General features: G+C 33.4%; 1 protein-coding gene. It reads left to right on the top strand.

Annotation, left to right across the window (positions count from 1 at the left end):
• Positions 1-204: 204 nt before the first annotated feature.
• The gene (locus WFZ85_RS16025; RefSeq protein ID WP_342697259.1) at positions 205-702 is read left to right on the top strand and encodes a CAP domain-containing protein; all 498 of its coding nucleotides are present in this window, start codon (positions 205-207) and stop codon (positions 700-702) included.
• Positions 703-770: the final 68 nt, after the last annotated feature.

The raw sequence follows: 770 nt of genomic DNA, 5'->3' as shown, positions 1-770 counted from the left end.
ATTATGTATTTCATCGATTTTTTTTGTTATTTAAACGGAATAAATAGTATTATTGTACAACAAAAACAAACAACACGTTCTTACCATTATTTAAATAAAGTGTTTGCCCCACATCTACCTAATTTAAATAATTCGTTCTGTCAAATTTATTAACATTTAAAGTGTTTGCCCCACATCTACTTTAAAAAAACTTAACCTACTACTATGAAAGCAAAAATGTTTAGAGCATTGTTGCCGTTAGCAATCGTGTTCACTATGTTCTCCTGTTCTTCTGACGATTCAGCAGAAAACGCTACAGAAAACCGAGTTGTAACTACCTACAATTACAACGAAACCGAATTACGATTAGTAACGCTAATCAACAATCACCGTCAAAGTATTGGTTTAAATACTTTAGAAGTAATCAATCACATTTCATACAAATCAGAAGAGCACAACCTCTATATGATTGACAACAATGTGGTAAATCACGATTATTTTCAACGACGTTCAGACAATCTTATCCAAGTTTTAGGTGCAGAAAGAGTTGGCGAAAACATTGCCTATAATTATCAAATGGCCGAGAGTGCTTTTAGTGCTTGGATGCATAGTCCAGCTCATAAAGCTAACATCGAAGGCGATTATACCCACTTTGGCGTATCAGTAACCACCGACAGTCAAACCGGTAGAAAATATTACACAAATATGTTTATGAAAAGATAACCAATTCGTGTTCCCATAAAATAGTTTGATTATTGTTTTGTTTGATTTTGACAGATCGAAAAACCCAC

The organism is Flavobacterium aureirubrum (assembly GCF_038739835.1).
GTDB classification, from domain to species: domain Bacteria; phylum Bacteroidota; class Bacteroidia; order Flavobacteriales; family Flavobacteriaceae; genus Flavobacterium; species Flavobacterium aureirubrum.
This window is presented reverse-complemented; position numbering and strand designations above follow the sequence as displayed.